We start from the raw sequence: 18,049 nt of genomic DNA, 5'->3' as shown, positions 1-18,049 counted from the left end.
GCGCCGTCCTTTTTCATGTCAGGACGCGAAACAGTTTCGCCTGCTGTCCATCGATTGGTGGCGGCAGGGCAGGAAGCCGTGATCCGCCTCTGACACGCGGCTGCGAGATCCAGCCCGTCTTTGCGAGCGGAGCGAAGCAACCCAGGATCGCCGCGCTCGGCGATGTCGCGCTGCCCTGGATTGCTTCGCTTCGCTCGCAAAGACGAAGGGGCTCAGACGTCCTTTGCCGCCCGTTGAGGTCGGGCAAAGGCGCGCATGCACGCCGGACCGGTGTCCCGTTCGGCGGGGCGCGCTAGGCTGCGTCGTCGGTCATGAAGAACGCCACGGCCTGCGCCACGACAGGCGGCTGATGCGCGTGGGGGCCGTCATACTCGACATAGGTCACGTCGTAGCCGGCTTCCCGCAGCTTGGGCACGTGGACGCGCGCGCTCCGCGCGATCGGGATCTGCGCATCCTGCGTGCCATGTGACAGGAAGATCCGCGGCGCGCCGACCTGCACGTGCACCGACAGGAACCCGGCCGACGAGACGATGAGGTGGCTGGCGACGTCGCCGTTCGCGAGCCCGAGGGACAGGGTGTAGCTGCCGCCATCCGAGTGGCCGGCGAAGCAGAGCCGCCCCGGATCGAGCAGGAAGCGGTCGGCCACCGCGTTGAGCGCCGCCGCGACCCGCTCCCGGTCCGGTCCGTGGCCGGCGATGACGATGTCCCAGGTCGGAAACAGAGATTGCGGAACGAGGAGCAGGAAGCGCTCGGCGCGGGCGTGCGCCTCCAGCATCGGCAGGATGCGCTCGGCACTGCCGCCGCCGCCGTGGAACAGCACCACGAGCGGGCAGGGGCGGCGTGGATCGAGGCCCTCGGGGACCACCAGCACCGCATCGCGCTCGGCGAAGAGGCCGAGCGCGTGCCGCCCTGGGGAGAGGGGATCGTTCGTGGGCAGCCGGTGCCGGAAATGCAGGCGGCCGGCAAGGTCTGGATCGATCATGGATGCACCGTCACCGAACGGATGACGGATCCGGCGCCGTCTTCGCGGGCGCAGCGCAGCAATCCAGGGGCTCCACGCGGATCGCGGCCGCGCTGCCCCGGGGCACTTCGCTTCGCTCGTGACGACGGTGCGGGTGAAGATCTCCGAGTGACCAGGAGCTTCAGCGGAACGCCATCCCGCACGGACCCGCGATGCGCGTTCTCATTAAGGCAAGAGGCCGGGCTCGACACGCGAGCCCGGCCTTGATGGTCTCGGATCAGAGATCGCGCGAGAGTTGCGACCTCACTTCTTCTTCTTGATGCCGCTCTGCGGGTTGAGGCTGCCGATATTGCCGCTCTCGCTGCCAGCGGCCGGGTCGATCACGGCGTTGACCAGAGCCGGGCGGCCCGAGTTCATCGCCTCGTTGACCGCACGGGTCAGCTCGTCCGGCGTGGTGACATGGTAGCCGACGCCGCCGAAGGCCTCCATCATCTTGTCGTAGCGGGAATCCGGCACGAACACCGTGGTGGCCGGGTCGCGGCCGGTCGGATCCGTGTCGGTGCCGCGGTAGATGCCGTTGTTGTTGAACACCACGATGCAGACCGGCAGGCCGTACCGGCAGATCGTCTCGACCTCCATGCCGGAGAAGCCGAAGGCGCTGTCACCCTCGACGCAGAGGACCGGCTTGCCGGTCTCGACCGCGGCCGCGACGGCGAAGCCCATGCCGATGCCCATGATGCCCCAGGTGCCGACATCCAGGCGCTTGCGCGGCTGATACATGTCGATGATGCCGCGGGCGAGGTCGAGGGTGTTGGCGCCCTCGTTGACCAGAATCGCGTCCGGCCGCTCCTTGACGATGGTGCGGAGCGCCCCGAGCGCGGCGTGGAAGTTCATGGGCGAGGCGTTGCTCATGAGCTTCGGCGCCATCTTGGCGATGTTCGCCTCGCGCTTGGTCTTGAGCGTCTCGATCCAGTCGGACGGGGGCTGCTGCCAGCCCTGGCCCATGCCGTCGAGCAGCGCCTGCACGCAGGAGGCGATATCGCCGACGACGGGCGCCACGATCTCGACGTTCGAGTCCATCTCGCGGGGCTCGATGTCGATCTGGATGAACTTGGTCGAGCCCGGCTCGCCCCAGCTCTTGCCCTTGCCGTGCGACAGCAGCCAGTTCAGCCGGGCGCCGATCAGCAGCACCACGTCCGAGTCCTTCAGCGCCGTCGAGCGGGCCGCGCCGGCCGAGAGCGGGTGGGTGTCGGGCAGGAGGCCCTTGGCCATGCTCATCGGCACGTACGGAATGCCGCTGGTCTCGGCGAGCGCGCGGATGGCCTCGTCGGCCTGCGCGTAGGCGGCGCCCTTGCCGAGCACGATCAGCGGCCGCTTGGCGGATTTCAGGACCTCCAGCGCCCGGGCGATCGCCTCGGGGGCGGGGTGCTGGGCGGGCGCCGGGTCGATCACCTTGACCAGCGACTTCTGGCCGGCCTCGGCGTCCATCACCTGAGAGAACAGCTTGGCGGGCAGATCGAGGTAGACGCCGCCCGGACGGCCCGAGCAGGCGGCGCGGATCGCGCGGGCCACGCCGATGCCGATATCGGCGGCGTGCAGCACCCGGAAGGCCGCCTTGCACAGGGGCTTGGCGATGGCGAGCTGGTCCATCTCCTCGTAGTCGCCCTGCTGCAGGTCGACGATCTCGCGCTCGGAGGAGCCTGAGATCAGGATCATCGGGAAGCAGTTGGTGGTGGCGTTGGCGAGCGCCGTCAGGCCGTTCAGGAAGCCCGGTGCCGAGACGGTGAGGCAGATGCCCGGCTTCTGGGTCAGGAAGCCCGCGATCGCGGCCGCATTGCCGGCATGCTGCTCGTGGCGGAACGAGATCACCCGCATCCCCTCGGCCTGGGCCATGCGGCCGAGATCGGTGATCGGGATGCCCGGGACGCCGTAGATCGTCTCGATGCCGTTGAGCTTGAGCGCGTCGATGACGAGGTGGAAGCCGTCGGTCAGATCGGGCTCAGCCTCGACCTCGGGGGCGGTGTGGACGATCTTGGCGACTGCGGTCATCACGGTTTCTCCCGGAGGATCGGTTTGTACGGGCGGCTCTCGGCGCCGGCTGGCTGGGGGATCCCCCACGTTCCCGAGGAGGGGAAGGGCGGGAGATCCGTGAAGGTCGGGCGTCGCTTGCGTGACGTCGTGGGGCGGGGGGCCGTTCAGGCCGTCCGGACCGGTTGGGCGGCGAGCGCGGGGGCGTGCTCGGTCTCAGCGAGGTAGCGGGCCCGCATCGGGCGCAGCACGAACATGGCGAGCGCCGCGGCGGTCACGTTGAGGATGATGATCAGCGTGAACACCGCCGACCAGCCGTAAGCCGCCGAGAGCAGGCTGGCGAACGGGACCAGGAAGGCCGCGGTGCCCTTGGCGGTGTAGAGCAGGCCGGCATTGCTGGCGGCGTATTTGGAGCCGAACGTGTCGCCGCAGGTCGCCGGGAACAGCGAGTAGATCTCGCCGAACACCCCGAAATACACTGCCGTGGCGAGCACGAACACCATCGGGTTGTGCCCGTAGGTCAGGAGCGTGATCACCGCCAGCGCCGCCGTGGAGAAGGCGATGAACATCGTGTTTTCGCGGCCGATATGGTCGGAGACGAAGCCGAAGAACGGTCGTCCGAACCCGTCGAAGATGCGGTCGAGGGAGATCGCCAGCGTCAGCGCGGCCATCTGGAGGCCGAACAGGCTCACCGGGACATTCGCCACCTGGAAGTCGTGAGCGATCGGGGCGATCTGCGCCGCCGCCATCAGGCCGCCCGACGCCACCATCACGAACATCACGTACATGACCCAGAAGACCGGGGTGCGAACCGCCTCGCGGGGGCTGCGGTCGACCTTGGTCTGCGGAAGGCGCGTGCTCTTGCGCTGGACCGGCGTGTTGGTCGACGGCTTGCGCAGCAGGAAGGCGAGGGCCAGCACCACGGCACCCTGGCCGAGGCCGAAATACAGGAACGCGTCCTGGTAGCCGCTGGAAGCGATCATGCGGGCGATCGGAACCACCGTGATGGCCGCACCGGCGCCGAATCCGGCGGCCGTAGCGCCGGCGGCGAGGCCGCGGCGATGCGGGAACCACTTGAGGGCGTTGCCCACGCAGGTGCCGTAGACCGAGCCCGCGCCGATGCCGGCGACAACGGCTCCGAGATACAGCATGGCCAGGCTGTCGGCGTAGGCGTTGATCGTCCAGGCCAGGGCGATCATCACGCCGCCGAAGGCGACCACGATCTTCGGGCCGTAGCGGTCGACGAACCAGGCCTCGACCGGGACCAGCCATGTCTCGGTGGCGACAAACAGCGTGAAGGCGAGCTGGATGGCCGCGCGGCCCCAGTGATAGCGCTGGTCAATCGGATCGACGAACAACGTCCAACCGTATTGAAGGTTGGCGATCATGGCCATGCAGATCACGCCGAAGGCGAGCTGCCACCATTTCGCCGACGGCGAATCCTGGCGTTCCATCCCTGAGCCTCTCTCTTGGGCGGCGCGGCCTTGCTATGGCGGCGTCTCTCGTACGCCGATGATCATGCACATCCGTTCTAGGTATGCAATATACCAGCGTGAGACGGACGGGATGAACTGTCAGGACGGCGATATTATTCCGTTTTGCGCCCGGGTGGAATCGGCCGGCACAGCCTCCCGACGGGCGGTCTTTCCGCCGGCCGTGGTGGCCTCGCCGCCGTCTTCGCGAGCGGGGCGAAGCAACCAAGGTTGGCGCCCAGGTCTCCCGCGTCCCGACGCGCCCGAGAAAGCCACCCGGCGTCGCTATCGCTCCTCTGTGGCAGTACTAGGCCCCCAGGCGCCGAGCGTCGGCGCGTCGGCCGGGCTCAGCGTCTCATCGAGGGCGGGAATCGCGGTCGGATCGTCCGGAAAGCCGATGAGTGCGCAGGCGGCCGCCCATTCCGACCCCTCCTTGACCGCCGTCAGGGCGCTTGGATCCAGCGCGGTGATCCGCCCGCGATCGAGGCGCAGGATCGCCCGTCCGGTCTCGGCCTGAACGAAGCGGACGACCGCCATCCGGCGCAGGCACTCGCGCAGGAAGGCGGTGTTGGCGGATGCCGAGAGGTCGGCGCCCTTGAACACCGCCTCGGGGCCGCGGGCGAAGATATCGACCTTCCGGAAGCGATCGATGTCGATCAGCCCCTTCACGTCGAGGATGTTGAGGATTCCGTCTGCCCAGAACGCGATCGTGCGTGGGCGCTCGCCGAGCGGCACGCTGTTGTCGAGGAACTCGCAGACCACCTGCTTGTCCCGCGACAGCGCCCAGTTGAAGAACAGGCGCGGCATCCCGGTATAGGCCTCGACGTTATGGGCCAGCAGGTCCTCCACCGCCTTGTAGCGGCCGAACAGCTCGCCGCGCTTCCAGGCCCGCTCGACGGTGTCGGCCGGAGGCGTGACCATGAACTGCATGTAGACCCGGTCGCCGAACCGCGTGAGCAGCTGGCCGCCGCCGTCGGATCCGGCCTCGGCTTGGAAGCTGTCGAACCGGAACCGGTCGATCAGGAGGTTCGAGATCCGCCGCTCGGCCGCCTTACGGGTGACGTAGCGGTCGAGCTTCATGTCGATGATCTCGACCTCGTAGCCCGTCAGAGTCCCAGCATAGCGGGAGGCCGGCCCCAGGCTGTCGTAGTCGAGGAGGTACTTGCGCCACACGTCCGGGGTGATGACCGCGAAATCCGACCACGCCATGCCGAGGCGCTTGGCAAGCCCGAGCTGGTAGGGGCGGATCGTGCTCTTGCCGGAGGCCGAGGCGCCCTTGACGTTCATGACCACCGGGTGGTCCTGCGGCACCAGACGGCGGTAGCCGCGCGCGTCCACCACCGCGCCGATCCAGGGTTCGATCAGTTCGCCGATGCGGCGGCTGCCGTAGCCGTTCGACACCAGCGTCCCCGCGATGGTCCGCAGCAGGGCCGCATCGCGGATGACGGCGTTCTGGCGGGCGATGAGGCCCGACACTACGGTGCGCAGGGCCTCGCAGGCGGCAATTTCCAGGCCGTCTCCGGCCTCGGCGGCGCGCCGCTGCAGGTTTCGAGATGGCGCAGGGCCCGGGTCGGGAGATCCTCGCGCGGGGCTTCGACCGCCGGCGGGCGGCGCCCGAGGAGCCGGTCGAGCCAGCGCGGCTTCGGCGGAGGCGGGGCCGGCGGGTCGTTCAGGATGGCGGCGATCTCGCGGTCGAGAACCGCGTCGGCCTCGGAGCGGATCCCGGCAAGGACGGCCTCGACCTCGCCGAGGCGGGGCTCGATCCCCTCGCGCAGGATCGTGGCGACGATGGCCCGGAAGTTCACGCCGAGGTCGGCGTAGACCGCGCCCACGGGCACGGACAAGTCCGACATGACCCGGATCAGGACCTCGTGGACGACGAGGCGACCGGCCCGGAACCGGGTGAGCTGCCGGGCAGGCAGCCCGCAGAGGTCACTCAGATCCAGGGCGTCGCGAAGCGGCGTCTCGACGTGCTCGGACCGGTAGACGGTGACCAGCGGCAGAAAGGCGGACGGCAGATCGGACCGGACGCCCGGGTTCCAGGGGCCGATGGCCGCTTCCGGGGCGGTGGCCGGCGCGTCGGTCATCCGCACGTCTCCTTCCCGCCCCCGCAGAGGGGGTGGGTGGGCGCGTGTCAGATCGGGAGGGCGAGCCGTGAAACCTCAACCTGCCCTCCGAAGACGCTAAAAGACCTTCTGGAACCAGCCATGGGCGTCGTTGGTGTTGCCCCGCTGGATGTCGACCAGCAGGCTTCGCAGCCGCTGGGCCACCGGCCCGGCCTTGCCGTTCCCGATGGTGAAGGATTCCTCCCGGCCCTTCACGGTGCCGATCGGCGTGATCACCGCCGCCGTGCCGCAGGCGAAGGCCTCGGTCAGGCGGCCCTCCCGCACGTCGGCGCGCCACGCGTCGATCGTGTAGGGCTCTTCCTTCACGGTCAGCCCGGCCTCCCGCGCCAGCGTGAGGACCGAATCGCGAGTGATCCCGTGCAGGATGCTGTCCGACAGCGGCGGCGTGACCAGCGTCCCGTCCTCGAACACGAAGAACACGTTCATGCCGCCGAGTTCCTCAATGTAGCGGCGCTCGACCGCGTCGAGGAACACGACCTGCTCGCAGCCCTGCGCGACGGCCTCCGATTGCGCCGCGAGGCTCGCCGCGTAATTGCCGCCGCACTTGGCCGCGCCGGTGCCGCCCGGCGCCGCCCGCGTGTAATGCTCAGAGACCCAGACCGAGACGGCGTTGTTCGGGTCCTTGAAGTACGAGCCCACCGCCGACGCGATGGTGATGAACAGGTACTCGGAAGCCGGCCTGACGCCGAGGAACGCCTCCGTGGCGATCATGAACGGCCGCAGATAGAGGCTCCCGTCCGGCGTGTTGGGGATCCAAGCACGGTCGATCTCGACCAGCTTGTGCATCGCCTCAACGAACGCGTCCTCGGGAAACGGTGCGATCGCCAGGCGCTCGGCCGAGTGGCGGAAGCGGCGGGCATTGGCGTCCGGCCGGAACAGGGCGGCGCCGCCATCGGCGGTGCGGTAGGCCTTGAGGCCCTCGAAGATTTCCTGCGCGTAGTGCAGCACCGCGGAGGCGGGATCGAGGGGGATCGCCTGGCGCGCCTGGATCCGGGCGTCGTGCCAGCCGCGACCGGCCTCGTAGCGCGCCACCACCATGTGGTCGGTGAACACCTTGCCGAAGCCGGGATTCGCCATCAGCGCGGCCCGCTCCTCGGCGGTCCGCGGGGCGGGATGACTTTGGATCTCGAACGTCAGGTCGCTCACGGTGTGGTCCTCATCGGCTGAGGCCCTTATGGCGCGCTCCGGCGCGCGAATCTACGGAGCCGGCGCATGACGGCGTCGCCGCATATGCGAGTCATTCCGCGCTCGCGGGCTCCGACAGCTGCAGCCGATGCAGGCGCGCATAGGCGCCGCCGGCCGCGAGCAGGTCATCGTGGCGTCCGGTCTCGATCACGCGGCCGGCGTCCATCACGGCGATCTGATCGGCGTCGCGCACCGTCGAGAGGCGATGGGCGATTACCAGGGTCGTCCGGCCGCGCATCAGCCGGGTCAGTGCTTCCTGGACCAGGCGCTCCGATTCGGAGTCGAGAGCCGAGGTCGCCTCGTCGAGGAGCAGGATCGGCGCGTCCTTGAGGAAGGCGCGGGCGAGGGCCACGCGCTGACGTTCGCCGCCGGAGAGCCGGCCGCCGCCGGGTCCGACTCGGAACTCGTATCCCTCCGGCAGGGCCGTGACGAAGCCGTGGGCCGCCGCGGCGCGGGCCGCCGCCTCGATCTCCGCGCGGGTCGCCCCCGGACGGCCGAAGCCGATATTGGCGGCGATCGTGTCGTCGAACAGGACGACCTCCTGCGAGACCACCGCCACCGCGGCGCGCAGGGACGCCAGGGTCACGGCGCGGACGTCCTGGCCGTCGATTGTCACGGCGCCGCCGGTGACGTCGTAGAGGCGCGGGACGAGGTTGAGCAGCGAGGATTTCCCGGATCCGGAGCGCCCGACCAGGGCCGTCACCGAGCCGGGCGTGACCGCGAGGTCGATGCCCTCAAGCGCCGGCGCGTCCGGCCGGTAACGGAAGTGCACGCCCGCGAAGCGGATCGCGCCGGCGGTCACCGTCAACGGGTGGGCACCCGGCGCCTCGCGGATGGCCGGCGCCTCGTCCATCACGTCGAAGTAGCGCCGCAGCGCGGCCGCCGCCTCCTGCAGGATGGCGTTGAGATTGCCCAGCGCCCGGGCCGGCTGCGCGGCAAGCAATAAGGCTGCGACGTAGCCGGTGAAGTCGCCGACCGTCTTCTCGCCCGCCAGGACGCGCTGCCCGACCAGCACCAGCACGCCCGCCACCGCGATACCGCCGCCGATCTCGAGGAGCGGGTCGAGGCGCCCGCGGGCATTGGCGGCCTTCATCTTGAGGCGGCGCACCTCGTCGAGCGCCGCTGCGGCGCGGCCCTTCAGGTAGGGTTCCATCGCGTAGGTTTTGGCGATGCGGGCGCCCTGCAGGCTCTCGGAGATCAGGCTGGCGGTGGCGCCCATCTGCTCCTGCGTCGAGGTCGAGACCCGCCGGAGCTTCTTGCCGATCCGGCCGATCGGCCCGGCTACGAACGGGACCGTGACGCCGGCCACCAGTGTAAGCACCGGATCCATCCAGATCAGCGCCGCCACCAAGCCCATCAGCATGGCGATGTCGCGGAGCAGGACCGTCGAGATGCGGGTCAGCGCCTCCTTGATGAAGGCGAAGTCGGTGGTGAAGCGCTGGGTCAGCGCCGCGGGGCTTTCGCGGCCGAGCTGGGCGAGATCCGAGTCGATCAGGTGCCCGTAGAGCGCCGCCTGCATGTCGGCCTCGACCCGGGTCACGACGCGGTTGGTCAGGACCGTCTGCCCGTAGAGCGCGAATCCGCGCGTGGCCGTGACCACGATCACCACCACCGGCCCGTAGGCGATCGCCGCGGCGTCCTTGCGGTCGAAGGCGTCGAACGCGGCTTTGATCAGCGCCGGGTAGAGCCCAGTCGAGGCGCCGACCAGCGCGATCAGCACCAGCACGACCGCGAGGGTAGCCCGGTGCGGGTACAGCCAGATGCGCCAGAGCCGGGCGAGGAGGGGGGCCGTGTCGCCGGGAAGGCGCGCCATGAAACCTACCGGGTCGGATCAGTGCCGCCGCCGGACAGGATGCGCGGCGGCTGCGGTTTGCCGCCGCCGCCGCCGCGGATCAAGGCTTTTGGTCAGCGGTCGTCGCCGTGCGGTCCGCGTTCGTCGTCATGGCCGTGATGCCAGCCGCCGTGACGCGGCCCGCCCATGGGCCGAGCGAGGATCATGGCACGCCGCTTCTGATCCTGGTCCAGGCTGGCGTAGAGCGGCTGCGAGGCATCGGCGAGCTTGCGCAGGGCGTCGCCGCGGGCGGTCGCGGAATCCGCCATCGCCCGCAGGGCCGCGGGGGCGTCGTCGCCGAATTTGGGCCGGTCGCGCATGGCCTCGCGGCGCTGCTGGCGCAGCTTCGCCATGTCGCGGATCGCCGCTTCTACCGGCGGCCATAGCTTCTCCTGGTCGGGATTGAGCTTTAGGCCGGCATGCAGGGCCGCGATGCGGGCATCCGTGAAGGCCGCACGGTCCTCGGGGCTGAGCGCGCTCCAGCGCCCGTGCCCGCGGAAGCCCTCGGGGCCGTGGTCGCGCGCAACGGCCGCGCCGGCGAGCCCCAGCCCGAGGGCACCGGTGATCAGGATGGCCGCTCTCAAACGTCGGGACATGAACACCTCCGTCTTAACGCTCTGGGCGCCGTGCTGACCGACGGCCGGCGGCAGCGCCCAACGCCGCGCATCGAGCGCCGGGCTTGTATCCCGCTTGTGTATGTAACAATGTTACATTACGTCCGGTGCCATGCGGTTGGCGGAGGCGGACATGGTGCGGCGGGCGACGGCAACGATCGGGATGGCGTGGCTCGCGGTTCTGTCCGTGTGTCTCGGTCTCGGCGGGCCGGCCGCGGCGGGATCCGGGGAGGGTCCGGTCCGTGCGGTCGCGAGCTTCTCGATCCTGGCCGATCTGGTGCGGGAGGTGGGCGGCGCGCACGTGACGGTGTCGCCGCTCGTCGGCCCCGACTCCGACGCGCACGGGTTCAGCCCCTCGCCGGGCGACGCACGCAAGGTCGCCGAGGCCGACATCGTTTTCGTCAACGGCCTGGGGCTGGAGGGATGGCTCGACCGGCTGATCCGCGCCTCCGGCACGCGCGCACCGGTGGTGGTCGCCTCCATGGGGATCGCGCCGATCGCCGCGCAGGACGAACATGCCCTTGGGGACGGCCCAGGCGACCGCGACCGCGACCACGGGGATCACGCGGTGGACCCGCATGCCTGGCAGGATGTCGCCAACGTACGGATCTACGTGGCGAATATCCGGGACGGGCTGGCCAAGGTCGATCCGGCCCATGCCGACGCCTATCGGGAGGCCGCGACCGGCTTCCTCGTCAAGCTCGACGCGCTGGAGCGGGACGTCCGGGCAGCGATCGCTCGCATCCCGCCGGAGCGGCGGCGGATCATCACGACTCACGACGCCTTCGGCTACTTCGCGGCGGCCTACGGCCTGCGCTTCATCGCACCGCAAGGCGTGTCCACCGACAGTGAGGCGAGCCCGCGGGATGTCGCGGCGATCATCCGGCAGATCCGCAAGGAGCGCGTCCCTGCGGTCTTCCTCGAGAACATCAGCGATCCGCGCCAGATGGAGCAGATCGCCCGCGAGGGCGGCGCCCGGATCGGCGGCAAGGTCTATTCCGACGCGCTCTCGGCACCGGACGGGCCGGCCGCGACCTATCTCGACCTGATGCGATCGAATGTGCAGGCCTTCGACGCCGCGTTGATGCCGGGCTAGAGCCGTCGGCGGGCACGCAGCGTGTCCGGCGGTCACAAATGGTGCGGGACTTTTCTCCCTGCGAGGTTGGAATGCCACGCAAAGGCGGACCATCGCCGCGCCGGGGTCTCGAGCCGGTCGATCAGGCTCGTCATTCCGGGGCGCCGAAGGCGAGCCTGGACCCGAAGGGGCATGCCGAAGGCGGTCAATCCAGAAGCGATGTCACGCGATATTCTGGCGCATCGGCGGCTCTGGATCCCGGGCTCCGCTGCGCGGCCCCGGGATGACGGGTGAAGTGGGCTCCGGCTTCGCGGGTGCATCCCGAGGCCTCGCGGTCATTCGCCTTCACCGCGTCGGACATGACATAGCGTAAACCGGCGGTTAAGACGCCCCAACTAGCCTTACGAAACGGGTGCCAGCCGATCCTCGTCGACGAGGGCTCAAGGCCTTGGGGCCTTGTGAAAACGCGCAGCTCGGAGATCGCGTGGCTTGGGGGCCTGACCGCTGGCGCTTCTATCGGCTCGTCGCGCGCGAGGCCGCGCGCGCAGTCCGCGCGGCCAGCGCCAGCGTCACCGCGCCGCCCGACATCCTCGCCCGGATGCGAGTGACCGGGCTGGTGATCGCCCCCCAGGATCTGCGTACCTCCGACGCGACCTTCGCGGACGACATCTACGCCGGCCTGTTCGTCTTCGCGGGCCGCTCCCTGGCTGCGAGCGGCGGCTCGCCCTTCGACTATGCGCCGCCCTCGCCGGAATGGGCCGACGAGCTCTACGGCTTCGGCTGGCTGCGGCACCTGCGCGCCGCCGACACCGCACTTGCTCGGGCCAACGCCCGCGCCTTCGTGGCCGATTTCATCGCCGGACGGGGCGACGCGGCGCTCGCCCGGCAGACGCCGGTGGCGGCCCGGCGGCTGATCTCGTTCCTGTGCCAGTCCCCGCTCGTGCTGGAGGGGGCCGACCACGGCTTCTACCAGAACTTCCTCAAGGCGATCGCCCGCAACGCGCAGCAGCTCGAGCGCGACATCCGGCGCGGCGTGCCGCCGCAATGGCGCCTCAACGCCGCGGTGGCGCTCTGCTATGCCGGCCTGTGCTGCGACGGCATCCAGCCGATCCTGCGCCGGGCGACCCGGATCCTGTCGCGGGAACTCGACCGGCAGATCCTCACCGACGGCGGCCACCGCTCCCGCGACCCGCGCTTCGCCATGGAGCTGCTGCTCGACCTGCTGCCTCTGCGGCAGAGCTATCTCAGCCGCAGCGTCGAGCCGCCGCTGGCCCTGCTGCGCGCCGTCGACCGGATGCTGCCGCTCCTGCGGCTGCTGCGGCACCCGGACGCCTCGCTCAGCCATTTCAACGGCATGGGCGCCACCGATGCGGACCATCTCGCGACGCTGCTGGTCTACGACGGTGCGCTCGCCCGGCCGCTGATGCATGCGCCGAACTCCGGCTACGAGCGCCTGGAGGGTGGCCGGGTCGTGATCGTGGCCGATGTCGGCGCGAGCCCGCCGTTGCCCTATTCGGTCAATGCCGGGGCCGGCTGCCTCGCGTTCGAGATGTCGAGTGGCCCCCAGCGGATCATCGTCAATTGCGGTCTGCCGGCGAGTGGGCCGGATCTGCGCCTCCTCGCCCGCTCGACGCCCGCGCATTCCACCGCCTCGGTCGGCGACGCGTCCTCGTGCCGGTTTCTCACCCGCACCGGCTGGTGGGGTGATCGCTGGCTGGCCGACTGGCTGATCCGGCGGCGCGGGCCCGTGGTGCTGGGCGGCCCGTCCGAAGTGGCGGCCGAGCGGGCCGAGGATGACGACAGCGTCACCCTCGCGGCCCGGCACAACGGTTACGGGCGAGATTTCGGCATCGTGCACGAGCGGCGCTGGCAGCTCTTCGCCGCGAGCGCGCGCCTGGAGGGCCGGGACGCCTTCCTGCGCCAGGGCAAGGCCTCCAGCCGAGCGCGCCAGCGCGGCCAGAACGTCGCCATTCGCTTCCACCTGCATCCCGGCATTGCCGTGCGGGGCGTTCCGGAAGGCCTCGAACTCGCCTCGGCGCTCGGCGAGATCTGGACCTTCCGCGCGGAGAACGCCGAGATCGCCCTCGAGGAGAGCGTGTACTTTTCCGGACTGACCGGACCGCGCCGCACCGACCAGATCGTGCTCCACCTGCGGGTCGCCGAGGATGTCGAGGTGCGCTGGAGCTTCGAGCGCCTGGCCTCGGCGCCCCTCAGAGGCATCGCGCCATCTTGACAGGGCGGCTGGCCCGGCCGCCCGTTTCCATGCTACCGCGCGCCGAAATCTCGAACCCCGGCACGAAGCTATGGCGCACGATCAGGTGCGGGTCTCCCGCGCGCTCCTCTCGGTCTCCGACAAGACCGGCCTCGTCGACTTCGCCTGGGCGCTGCACGAGCGCGGCGTCGCATTGGTCTCGACGGGGGGCACCCACCGGACGCTGCAGGAAGCCGGCCTGCCTGTGACCGAGGTCGCCGACCTGACCGGCTTCCCCGAGATGATGGATGGCCGGGTGAAGACGCTGCATCCGGCGGTGCATGGCGGTCTGCTCGCCATCCGCGACAACCCCGAGCACCAAGCCGCGCTCGCCGCCCACGGGATCGGGGCGATCGACCTGCTGGTGGTGAACCTCTACCCGTTCGAGGCAACCATCGCGGCCGACAAGCCGGATGCCGACTGCATCGAGAACATCGATGTCGGCGGGCCGGCCATGATCCGCGCGGCGGCCAAGAACCACGCGGACGTGGCCGTCGTCACCGACGCGTCGGACTATCCGGCCGTTCTGGCCGCGCTCGAAGCCAACGACGGCGCCACCGGGGCGGAGCTGCGCCGCCGCCTGGCGCAGAAGGCGTTTGCCCGCACTGCCGCCTACGACGCGGCCATCGCCAACTGGATGGCGGGCCGCTTCGGTTGCGACGAGCCGGCCCTGTTCCGCGCCTTCGGTGGCACCCTCGCGCAAGGGCTGCGCTACGGCGAGAACCCACACCAGAGCGCCGCCTTCTACCGAGCTCCCGGCAAGGCGCGCTCCGGCGTCGCCACGGCCCGCCAGCTCCAGGGCAAGGAGCTGTCGTACAACAACTTCAACGACACGGATGCGGCCTACGAATGCGTCGCCGAGTTCGACCCGGCGCGTTCGGCCGCGGTGGCGATCATCAAGCACGCCAACCCGTGCGGCGTCGCTGAGGGCGCGAGCCTGGTGGAGGCCTATGAGCGGGCGCTGAGCTGCGACCCGACCTCGGCCTTCGGCGGCATCGTGGCGTTGAACCGGACGCTGGACGAAGAGGCAGCCCGCAGGATCGCCGAGATCTTCACCGAGGTGATCATCGCCCCGGATGCCACGCCCGAGGCGGTGGCGGTCGTCGCGGCCAAGAAGAACCTGCGGCTCCTCCTGGCCGGCGGCCTGCCCGATCCCCGGGCCGGCGGCGAGACCGTGCGCTCCCTCTCCGGCGGCCTGCTGGTCCAGGGCCGGGACGCGGCCGTCGTGGACGACATGCCGCTTCAGGTCGTCACCCGGCGTGCGCCGACCGAGGCGGAACTCGCCGATCTCCGCTTCGCCTATCGCGTCGCCAAGCACGTGAAGTCGAACGCTATCGTGTACGCCAAGGCCGGCGCCACCGTGGGTATCGGCGCGGGTCAGATGTCGCGGGTCGATTCCTCGCGCATCGCCGCCTGGAAGGCCGCCGAGGGCGCCAAACGCCTCAACCTGCCGGAGAGCCTCGCGGTCGGTTCCGTCGTGGCGTCGGATGCCTTCTTCCCCTTCGCCGACGGTCTGCTGGCCGCAGCCGAGGCGGGTGCGACGGCGGTGATCCAGCCGGGCGGCTCGATGCGCGACTCGGACGTGATCGCGGCGGCCGACGAGGCCGGCCTCGCGATGGTCCTGACGGGACATCGCCATTTCCGTCACTGAGGCGCGGTCCGATCCGGCGGACCTCGCTTGGTCCGGGGCTGCCGTTAACGCTCTGTCGCGAATGCGCGCCCGGGACCGATTTTCCGGCCTCGGGTGCGCATCGGCGCAACGCTCACAATAGTGTTTATGGACTGACGTTCTGTAAAAATTCGGCGCTGTGGCGTTTGACTATGTTAATCTAGCGTTTTTTGTAATCGAAAATTTTATCAAATAGTCCGTCAGAGGTAAAAAACGAACGCGACTTGATATCGTACCCCCGGATCGCCATGATGATCCATATGTGTTCGCGCTGATTGCGTCGCGCAATGTCTGAACGCGATCTGGTCTGGGTGGTTTGATGCTCGTCGCCGCGATGTTGTTCTTGGTCGGATGGCTGATCGGCCGTCTGTTCGGCGTGATTGTCTTGGTGATGACTTCGTGCGTCATCCTGTTCACGGCGATGACCATCTTCACGGCCGTTTACGGGATCGATCTTCTGCACGTACTGATCGCGCTCGGCTATCTCACCGCGCACCAATCCGGATATCTGCTCGGCGCCTATCTCGGCGGTTACCCGGAGAACAATTGACGCCGGCCGCCGCCATCACCACCACCAGACCCACCGACCGGCCTGATTGTTCACGACAATCCAGATCGCTAATGTTGCCAGGCACCAGCTGACTACAAGTAGAAGTGGTGGCCTCTTGCCCGATTCACGCACGGGTCTCGTTTTCACGTCAGTCACGTCCGCTGGTTTCCGGTCTTCGGCTTCGGGCCACTCTATACGGTAATGCACGGATTTTGGTTCCATCGATCCGTCTTTGATCGCGGATCCACACTTGAGTTTAAATTGTCTTCTCGCATACCGACGTCGTTTTGCGATCGCATCGAAAACTTAATAGTTTTGGGCATAATGTCTAAATAGAGTCAGATATTCGGTTGAGAAATGGCTTCTATAATTTGATTTAATATCGTGTTACTTAGAATTCACGGCAGATGGCGCGTGGGTATATCGGTCGGCCACTCCGAACGGCGTGATCCAGCGCACGCGGCATGACAGCACAGCCGTCCGGATTGCTGCGCTGGGCGGGCTCCGCCAGGGCCGACATGACAACGCCCAGGCCGCGCGGGCGGCCTGGGCGTCGATTGGGCAGAGCCGCGGCTCAGGTATCGGCGAAGATGTCGCGGTCCTTGGTCTCGGGCACAAACAGCACGCCGATGATTACCGTCGCGACCGCGATGACGATCGGGTACCAAAGGCCGAAATAGATGTCGCCGGTCTGAGCCACCATAGCGAAGGCGGTCGCCGGCAAAAGGCCGCCGAACCAGCCGTTGCCGATGTGGTAGGGCAGCGACATCGAGGTGTAGCGGATCCGAGTCGGGAACAGCTCCACCAGCATGGCGGCGATCGGGCCGTAGACCATCGTGACGAAGAGCACGAGGATGAACAGCAGGCCGATCACCTGCGCGACCTGCGGCCGGAAGATGTCGAACGGGTTCGACATCTTGACGATCTCGGGGTCGCCGGCCTTCGGGTAACCGGCGGCCTGGAGCGCCGCGGTCGTGGCCTTGTTGGCTTCGACATTGCCGCCCTGCGGGTAGGGGATCTCGGTGTCGTTGACCCGGATCGTCGTGGGCTGTCCGGCGGCACCGGGCGCCGTCGCGTAGCGCACCGAGGACTTCGACAGGAAGTCACGGGCGAGGTCACAGGGCGCGGTGAACACCCGGGTCCCGACCGGATTGAACAGGGTCCCGCAGGCGGCCGGATCGGCCGTCACCGTGACCTTCACGCTTTCGATCGCCGCCTCGAGCTTCGGGTTGGCGGTCGAAGTGATGCCCTTGAAGATCGGGAAGAACGTCGCCGCCGCGATCGCGCAGCCCGCCAGGATGATGACCTTGCGGCCGATCTTGTCGGACAGCCAGCCGAACACCACGAAGAAGCCGGTGCCGAGGAGCAGCGACCACGCGATCAGCAGGTTGGCCGTGTAGCCGTCGACCTTGAGGATCGATTGCAGGAAGAACAGCGCGTAGAACTGGCCCGTGTACCAGACCACGCCCTGGCCGGCGACGAGTCCGAACAGGGCGATTATGGCGAACTTCGCGTTCCGCCACTGGCCGAACGCCTCCGTGAGCGGCGCCTTCGAGGTCTTGCCCTCGTCCTTCATCTTCTTGAAGGCCGGGGACTCGGAGAGCTGGAGGCGGATCCAGACCGAGATGCCGAGCAGAAGCACCGAGACCAGGAACGGAATGCGCCATCCCCACTCGGCGAACGCGGCCTCGCCCGTGAAGGTCCGGGTCGCGAGGATGACGAGGAGGGACAGGAACAGGCCTAGCGTCGCGGTCGTCTGGATCCAGCTCGTGTAGAAGCCGCGCCGGCCATTGGGGGCGTGCTCGGCCACGTAGGTGGCGGCGCCGCCATACTCGCCGCCGAGGGCGAGGCCCTGGGCGAGGCGCAGGACGATCAGGATGATCGGCGCCGCGATGCCGATGGTCGCCGCGTTGGGCAGGATGCCGACGATGAAGGTCGACAGGCCCATGATCAGGATCGTGACGAGGAAGGTGTATTTGCGTCCGACGAGATCGCCGACGCGGCCGAAGACCAGGGCGCCGAATGGCCGGACGATGAAGCCGGCCGCGAAGGCCAGCAATGCGAAGATGTCGCGCGTCGCCGGCGGGTAGGCCGAGAAGAACTGCGCGCCGATGATCGCCGCAAGGGAGCCGTAGAGATAGAAATCGTACCACTCGAACACGGTGCCGAGCGAGGATGCGAAGATCACCCGCTTCTCGGCCGACGTCATCGGCCTCGCGGCGTCTCCGGTTCGGGGGATCGCGGTTGCCACAGCCATGAAACAGGTCCTCCCAGACGCATACGGGCG

General features: G+C 68.8%; 13 protein-coding genes. 4 read left to right on the top strand and 9 right to left on the bottom strand.

Going from position 1 to position 18,049, the window contains the following annotated elements; all coding sequences use genetic code 11:
• Positions 1–292: 292 nt before the first annotated feature.
• The 8 genes from M6G65_RS19285 to M6G65_RS19250 form a co-directional block, all read right to left on the bottom strand.
• Complete coding sequence (locus M6G65_RS19285; protein ID WP_238196115.1) at positions 293–982, bottom strand: alpha/beta hydrolase; 690 nt, start codon at positions 980–982, stop codon at positions 293–295.
• A gap of 282 nt (positions 983–1,264) precedes the next feature.
• Positions 1,265–3,010 (bottom strand): oxalyl-CoA decarboxylase, encoded by a 1,746-nt coding sequence (gene oxc, locus M6G65_RS19280; protein ID WP_250102731.1) that lies wholly within the window; start codon positions 3,008–3,010, stop codon positions 1,265–1,267.
• Positions 3,011–3,156: 146 nt separating this feature from the next.
• Positions 3,157–4,443 (bottom strand): oxalate/formate MFS antiporter, encoded by a 1,287-nt coding sequence (gene oxlT / locus M6G65_RS19275; RefSeq protein ID WP_238196117.1) that lies wholly within the window; start codon positions 4,441–4,443, stop codon positions 3,157–3,159.
• A gap of 303 nt (positions 4,444–4,746) precedes the next feature.
• A complete protein-coding gene (locus tag M6G65_RS19270) occupies positions 4,747–5,937 on the bottom strand; it encodes a zeta toxin family protein (protein ID WP_250102730.1) in 1,191 nt (396 codons plus the stop codon).
• Positions 5,937–6,548 (bottom strand): hypothetical protein, encoded by a 612-nt coding sequence (locus tag M6G65_RS19265; protein ID WP_250102729.1) that lies wholly within the window; start codon positions 6,546–6,548, stop codon positions 5,937–5,939. The genes M6G65_RS19270 and M6G65_RS19265 overlap by 1 nt, the downstream gene beginning before the upstream one ends.
• A gap of 96 nt (positions 6,549–6,644) precedes the next feature.
• Positions 6,645–7,664 (bottom strand): branched-chain amino acid aminotransferase, encoded by a 1,020-nt coding sequence (locus tag M6G65_RS19260; protein ID WP_430929577.1) that lies wholly within the window; start codon positions 7,662–7,664, stop codon positions 6,645–6,647.
• Between the two features lie 160 nt (positions 7,665–7,824).
• A complete protein-coding gene (locus M6G65_RS19255) occupies positions 7,825–9,585 on the bottom strand; it encodes an ABC transporter ATP-binding protein (RefSeq protein WP_238196120.1) in 1,761 nt (586 codons plus the stop codon).
• Between the two features lie 92 nt (positions 9,586–9,677).
• Positions 9,678–10,199, bottom strand: coding sequence for a Spy/CpxP family protein refolding chaperone (locus M6G65_RS19250; protein WP_238196121.1), 522 nt, complete (start codon positions 10,197–10,199; stop codon positions 9,678–9,680).
• Positions 10,200–10,350: 151 nt separating this feature from the next.
• Between M6G65_RS19250 and M6G65_RS19245 the strand changes: the two genes are divergently transcribed.
• The 4 genes from M6G65_RS19245 (at position 10,351) to M6G65_RS19230 (ending at position 15,762) form a co-directional block, all read left to right on the top strand.
• Entirely contained in the window at positions 10,351–11,313 is a 963-nt protein-coding gene (locus M6G65_RS19245; RefSeq protein ID WP_238196122.1) for a metal ABC transporter substrate-binding protein, read from the top strand.
• A gap of 463 nt (positions 11,314–11,776) precedes the next feature.
• Positions 11,777–13,525, top strand: a complete 1,749-nt coding sequence (locus M6G65_RS19240) for a heparinase II/III family protein (RefSeq protein WP_238196123.1) — start codon at positions 11,777–11,779, stop codon at positions 13,523–13,525.
• A gap of 70 nt (positions 13,526–13,595) precedes the next feature.
• Positions 13,596–15,194, top strand: coding sequence for a bifunctional phosphoribosylaminoimidazolecarboxamide formyltransferase/IMP cyclohydrolase (purH, locus tag M6G65_RS19235; protein WP_250102728.1), 1,599 nt, complete (start codon positions 13,596–13,598; stop codon positions 15,192–15,194).
• Between the two features lie 337 nt (positions 15,195–15,531).
• A complete protein-coding gene (locus M6G65_RS19230) occupies positions 15,532–15,762 on the top strand; it encodes a hypothetical protein (protein ID WP_238196125.1) in 231 nt (76 codons plus the stop codon).
• Positions 15,763–16,336: 574 nt separating this feature from the next.
• On the opposite strand, the gene M6G65_RS19225 is transcribed toward M6G65_RS19230, so the two are convergent.
• Positions 16,337–17,971 carry an MFS transporter gene (locus M6G65_RS19225; protein WP_238196126.1) on the bottom strand — a complete coding sequence of 545 codons (1,635 nt, stop codon included), beginning with the start codon at positions 17,969–17,971 and terminating at the stop codon, positions 16,337–16,339.
• Between the last annotated feature and the right edge of the window lie 78 nt (positions 17,972–18,049).

Source organism: Methylobacterium tardum, assembly GCF_023546765.1.
In the GTDB taxonomy this organism is placed as follows: Bacteria; Pseudomonadota; Alphaproteobacteria; order Rhizobiales; family Beijerinckiaceae; genus Methylobacterium; species Methylobacterium tardum.
The sequence above is the reverse complement of the archived record's forward strand: the minus strand, read 5'-3'. Positions and strand labels throughout refer to the sequence as shown.

Excerpts from the sequence above, each read along its gene's own strand:
- M6G65_RS19285 (WP_238196115.1), bottom strand. The coding sequence starts at position 982 with ATGATCGATCCAGACCTTGCCGGCCGCCTGCATTTCCGGCACCGGCTG.
- oxc (WP_250102731.1), bottom strand. The coding sequence starts at position 3,010 with ATGACCGCAGTCGCCAAGATCGTCCACACCGCCCCCGAGGTCGAGGCT.
- oxlT (WP_238196117.1), bottom strand. The coding sequence starts at position 4,443 with ATGGAACGCCAGGATTCGCCGTCGGCGAAATGGTGGCAGCTCGCCTTC.
- M6G65_RS19265 (WP_250102729.1), bottom strand. The coding sequence starts at position 6,548 with ATGACCGACGCGCCGGCCACCGCCCCGGAAGCGGCCATCGGCCCCTGG.
- M6G65_RS19260 (WP_430929577.1), bottom strand. The coding sequence starts at position 7,664 with ATGGCGAATCCCGGCTTCGGCAAGGTGTTCACCGACCACATGGTGGTG.
- M6G65_RS19255 (WP_238196120.1), bottom strand. The coding sequence starts at position 9,585 with ATGGCGCGCCTTCCCGGCGACACGGCCCCCCTCCTCGCCCGGCTCTGG.
- M6G65_RS19250 (WP_238196121.1), bottom strand. The coding sequence starts at position 10,199 with ATGTCCCGACGTTTGAGAGCGGCCATCCTGATCACCGGTGCCCTCGGG.
- M6G65_RS19245 (WP_238196122.1), top strand. The coding sequence starts at position 10,351 with ATGGTGCGGCGGGCGACGGCAACGATCGGGATGGCGTGGCTCGCGGTT.
- purH (WP_250102728.1), top strand. The coding sequence starts at position 13,596 with ATGGCGCACGATCAGGTGCGGGTCTCCCGCGCGCTCCTCTCGGTCTCC.
- M6G65_RS19230 (WP_238196125.1), top strand. The coding sequence starts at position 15,532 with ATGCTCGTCGCCGCGATGTTGTTCTTGGTCGGATGGCTGATCGGCCGT.
- M6G65_RS19225 (WP_238196126.1), bottom strand. The coding sequence starts at position 17,971 with ATGACGTCGGCCGAGAAGCGGGTGATCTTCGCATCCTCGCTCGGCACC.